This window comes from Dethiosulfatibacter sp., from assembly GCF_983023055.1.
In genome coordinates this window covers 1-4,706 of the sequence record NZ_CEZJXU010000178.1, presented here as the reverse complement: position 1 = coordinate 4,706, position 4,706 = coordinate 1, and the positions used below count along the sequence as shown (strand labels likewise).

The 4,706-nt window shown below is 35.3% G+C and carries 5 protein-coding genes; 4 read left to right on the top strand and 1 reads right to left on the bottom strand.

The annotated features are described in order from the left end of the window. The 3 genes from citC to AC3AX0_RS07410 form a co-directional block, all read left to right on the top strand. On the top strand, positions 1-818 hold an 818-nt coding region (gene citC, locus AC3AX0_RS07420; RefSeq protein ID WP_487549671.1), incomplete at its 5' end, for a [citrate (pro-3S)-lyase] ligase. A gap of 22 nt (positions 819-840) precedes the next feature. Then, on the top strand, positions 841-1,437 hold the full coding sequence (gene citX / locus AC3AX0_RS07415) for a citrate lyase holo-[acyl-carrier protein] synthase (protein ID WP_487549670.1): 597 nt from the start codon (positions 841-843) through the stop codon (positions 1,435-1,437). A 414-nt stretch (positions 1,438-1,851) separates the two neighbouring features. Then, positions 1,852-3,168, top strand: coding sequence for a pyridoxal phosphate-dependent aminotransferase (locus tag AC3AX0_RS07410; RefSeq protein ID WP_487549669.1), 1,317 nt, complete (start codon positions 1,852-1,854; stop codon positions 3,166-3,168). Positions 3,169-3,255: 87 nt separating this feature from the next. On the opposite strand, the gene AC3AX0_RS07405 is transcribed toward AC3AX0_RS07410, so the two are convergent. Beyond that, on the bottom strand, positions 3,256-3,843 hold the full coding sequence (locus AC3AX0_RS07405; RefSeq protein ID WP_487549668.1) for a DUF2284 domain-containing protein: 588 nt from the start codon (positions 3,841-3,843) through the stop codon (positions 3,256-3,258). A 146-nt stretch (positions 3,844-3,989) separates the two neighbouring features. Here AC3AX0_RS07405 and AC3AX0_RS07400 point away from each other — a divergent pair. Further along, a partial coding sequence (locus tag AC3AX0_RS07400; RefSeq protein ID WP_487549667.1) for a hypothetical protein occupies positions 3,990-4,706 on the top strand: 717 nt, incomplete at its 3' end.

Genomic DNA, 4,706 nt, shown 5'->3' with positions numbered 1-4,706 from the left:
TAACACATCTTATAGAATATCAACATGAAAGAGGCAATTTGGATTTGTTTATTTTTACAAAATGTGAATCAGCAAAGTTTTTTGAGGATTTGAATTTCCATGAAATTGCTCGTGTGCATGACAAGTTAGTTTTCATGGAGAATCGTAGAGAGGGCTTCCAGAAATATTTAGATGAACTGGCAAAGAAAAAGGTGGTAGCTGAAAAAGTTGCAGCAGTTGTAATAAATGCCAATCCATTTACACTGGGGCATCAGTATTTGTTGGAAAAGATTTCAGAAGAAAATGATATTGTCCATGTATTTGTCGTATCGGAAGATGCATCCTTGGTGCCGTTTTCTGCAAGATATTATTTAGTGAAAAAAGGAACAGCTCACTTGGATAATTTGATTTATCATAATTCGGGGGATTATATTGTTTCTATTGCAACCTTCCCATCATACTTTTTAAAGGATGAAGAGCTGGTAATCGAATCTCATGCTAAACTGGATATTGAAATATTTAAGAAGATTGCTGGATCTTTAGGTGTGACCCGTCGTTATGTTGGGGAAGAACCATTCAGCAAGGTGACTAATGTATATAACGAGGTTATGAAAAAAGAACTGGGTTCATGTGAAATCGAATGTGTAGAAATTCCAAGAAAAGAAAACAATACAGGAGCCATAAGTGCTTCGAAAGTACGAAGCCTTATTCATGATGGACATATAGAAAAAATCAAAGATAGCGTACCGTTGACCACCTATGATTTCTTTACATCGACAGATGAAGGTAAAAGGGTAGTACAGAAAATCCAAAATTCAAGCAATTATGTTCATTATTAATTTCGTGAACACAGGAGAATTTATGAGTATAAAGGATGAAATTTACAATGAACTTGAAAAGTGTCATCATGTTTCTTTAGCAGAAATATTAGATGTTAGAGAAAAAAGGGTTTTCAGACAACAGAAGCTCCTGGAAATCTTTGAAGGCCAAGGAACAGATAAAGTTACGTTGATTTGTTTCACAATGAATATTGCAGGACCGGTGAAGGCTTTTGAATTGGCAAGGTCCGGGTTTGAAACGGGAACAGCACTGTTGGAAGAAGCTTTGAGTAAAAGAAAATATCTGGTCTTGCATGATGAAAAAGAATTTGCAGATACAGGCTATACTGCCTATTATATAGTGAAAAAGGATGCCGATTCCGTTAAGAAACTGACAACGGAAATTGAAGACAATACACCTCTTGGAAGATTGTTTGATATTGATGTTTTGATATTGAATTTTTCATCTGATTTGGTCAATGCTACAAGTGTAAGGAAGATCAGCAGGGATGAAATTGGATATGATGGACGAAAATGCTTGATTTGCGATGACCAAGTAGCAGTATGTGCAAGAAGTCGTCGTCACAGCGTAGAAGATTTACAGCGCAATACTATTGAAGTTTTGTTGATAAAAAAGTAAAATGTATAAAAATAACAAAAACCTGATGAAAAATCTATTTCATCGGGTTTTTTATTTCTTCGATTCTAGTTTTTCATTTTGTATATTAGAATGGATTATAATTGTTATTACAGTAGCATTTTCACCTTTTTTACTGCATGTTAATTTGCAAAAGAGCTTATGGAATGTGGATGCTGACAAGACAGGTCCTTATTTGATTAATACTGGCCTTAAGCCTTCAATTGACTGGTTTTAAGGATTATGAAAAAAAAATATAGAAACCGCAAAATTCCTGAAACATCTTTTCAAAAAGGTGTTGAATGAGTAAAATGAAAATGTTATACTCTAGATATTAGATTAGATATTCAATAAGAAATGTCATAAGACAATAAAGATTTATTAGGAGATTAATGAATGAATAAAAGGAGTAATATTATGAAGAAACCAATACTTTCAGCACATTTCGAATCAAGGAAGCCGTCTGCAGTTAGACTGGCACAGATGAAATACCAGGAGAGAAAAGTCAAACCTGATGCAGTTATCAATGTAGGTATTGGAAATGTTTCATTGCCAACTAATCCGGCAATGAAGAAAAGGATGTTTGAGCTTAATGCACCAGGTAGTCCATTTGCAGAAGGTGTTATAAGATACACTGGGACTGCAGGAACTGAAGAGTGTCAGGATGCTTTTAAAAACATTCTTAAGTGTGAAGGTTTTGATACAAGCAAACTTCTAGTTCAGGTTACTGATGGTGGTTCGACTTCAATGGAACTTTTGATTGCAGGTGTTTGCGGACCTGCAGGCTCTGATGAAAATCCACTTATGATGATAGATCCTGCATATACAAACTATATATCATTCGCACAAAGATTGGGAAGAAAGACAGCAACTGTTAAGAGAACTTTGAGTGAAGATGGAAATTTCACTCTTCCTGAACTTGATAAGATAGAAGATGCTATTAAGGAAAACACTCCTGGATGTCTTTTGGTTATCCCCTACGACAACCCTACAGGACAGCTTTACGACTATGAAACAATGAAAGACCTTGCAAGGCTTTGCGTTAAGTATAATATGTGGATGGCAAGTGACGAGGCTTACCGTGAGCTTCATTATGCTGAAGATACAAAAATTGTAAGTATATGGGGAATCACAGATGAAGATGTACCTGGAATCGAAGGTAGAAGAATAAGCATCGAGACAGCATCAAAGGTATGGAATGCTTGTGGACTAAGAATCGGTGGTCTTATTACAGACAGTCCTGAGTTCAACAACCGTTCTATAGCTGAGTATACTGCAAATCTGTGCGCAAATGCGATCGGACAGTATATATTTGGAGCACTGGCTCATGAAACTGAAGAGCAGATATTTGCATGGGCTCAGGAAATGAGAGATTACTATAGAGTTCATATAATGAAAGTTTACAATGGATTGAAGAAAGTGGAGCCTAGATTGATTGTATCAAGTCCTGATGCATCCATATATTCTGTCATTGATGTAAGAAATGTTGTTAAGCCTGGATTCAAGGCTATAGATTTTGTACTGTACTGTGCTCAGGAAGGTTCTGCAGTTATTGATGGAGTTGAAACTACACTGTTGGTAGCACCTATGAACGGATTCTACGATATTGAAGCTGACAAGGAGAACCCTGGAGATACACAGTTCAGGATTTCATTTGTTGAAACTCCAGAAAATATCGCTAAGATACCTGAACTTTTTGTTGAGCTTTTGAGACAATACGAAGCACAGAGATAAGAATTATAAGGTAATAATGCATATAAAAACACACAAGGAATACTTGCCGAAAAAGCTTGTATTCCTTGTGTGTTTTTTATTTTATAATTAGGCTTCAAAAGCTGACTTGAAATCCTCGATCTTTTCCATTGAGAGAAATGCACTTACAAGGGTATAGTATTCAGGCAGGCTGTCTGAAGCCCATTTGAGTTCTATATCCAAGAGATTTCCAGCTATTTTCGATACATCAAAGCCCAGTGATTCCAGCGAAAATCTCATCTTGTCCACATTGCAGCAGTTTTTGTTTTCTTCTTTTGCACAGTTCTCACATAGTAGGCAGCTTCCTGCATATAAACTCTTTCCTTGGCCGAATTTGTCTTCTAGTTCCAGTAGTTTTTCTCCGAGGATGTTTCTCATTGATTCCAGAGTGAATTTTGTGAAATCCCTTATTTTTTCTTTACTGTCGTTGTTTTTGATTGTTTCATCAGTGAATATCATTTTAGTGCCTATGATGTAGACATAGTAGTATTGAATTAGATAGTCATAGACCTCAAAATCATAGGGAGGGCAAGACCAGAATTTTCCGTAATTTCCACAGTCTTTGCAAAGCTTGAGGAATTTGTCCCTATCCCAATATTTATCAAGAATTTCGTTAATTTTTATTTCATTGAAAGTATTTATAGTTTTCGTTTTCATCACTTCTCCTATCTGTCATACTATCCATTTAATCATATTTCTCTGAATATTTCCATAAGTCTTTTTGGTTGCCTATATATAATTAAAAAGATATAATTTATATATATAACTTGAAAGTCTACGTGATTTCATAAAAAGGGGATACTATGAATAAAAATTATATTGGACTTGATGTTTTAAGAGGATTGGGCATTTTTGTGGTTATATGGCTTCATTCAGCATTCTACTATTTTGATGGTCTCTACGATCTGGATTTTAACAACCCACCTTTGATTATTACTGTAATTGGTTTGCTTCTTATGTTTGCAGGAGTCTTTGCCATGATAAGCGGAACAGTTCACACTCTCCAGTCCTTAAGGAAACTTGAGTCTGGATATGACTTCAATGATGTTGTAAGATATAATGCTGTAAGTGGATTCCTCATTCTGGTCGTGGCATATCTATATTTCATATTTACAGGACCAGGTCTTGTAGATATTGCAAACAGAACCATGAACAACAGCATATTTGTTGATTTGATCAGGTACGGGAAGTTTCCAGGATTTAATGATGAAAGACTTTTGTATATAGATAGTCTGGTAATGATAGGAAGTAATATTGTTCTTTTGAGTATTTTTATGATTATTGCCAGGAAGATAATCTTTAATAAGAACAATGACAGTATTGCGTTGGTTTATCTTCTTTCTGGACTTTTGTTTTTTGTAGTTTCAATCATAAGAATACCTCTATATGATATATATGTTGAAGCAGCGGATAAGGGCAGATGTTTAACTGTGTTTTTCCTAAACTGGCTCGTAAACAAGAATAATCCTGTTTTTCCATATCTTGCCTTTGGTCTTTTTGGAGGATGGCTTGCAGTTCTT

Excerpts from the sequence above, each read along its gene's own strand:
- AC3AX0_RS07405 (WP_487549668.1), bottom strand. The coding sequence starts at position 3,843 with ATGAAAACGAAAACTATAAATACTTTCAATGAAATAAAAATTAACGAA.
- citX (WP_487549670.1), top strand. The coding sequence starts at position 841 with ATGAGTATAAAGGATGAAATTTACAATGAACTTGAAAAGTGTCATCAT.
- AC3AX0_RS07410 (WP_487549669.1), top strand. The coding sequence starts at position 1,852 with ATGAAGAAACCAATACTTTCAGCACATTTCGAATCAAGGAAGCCGTCT.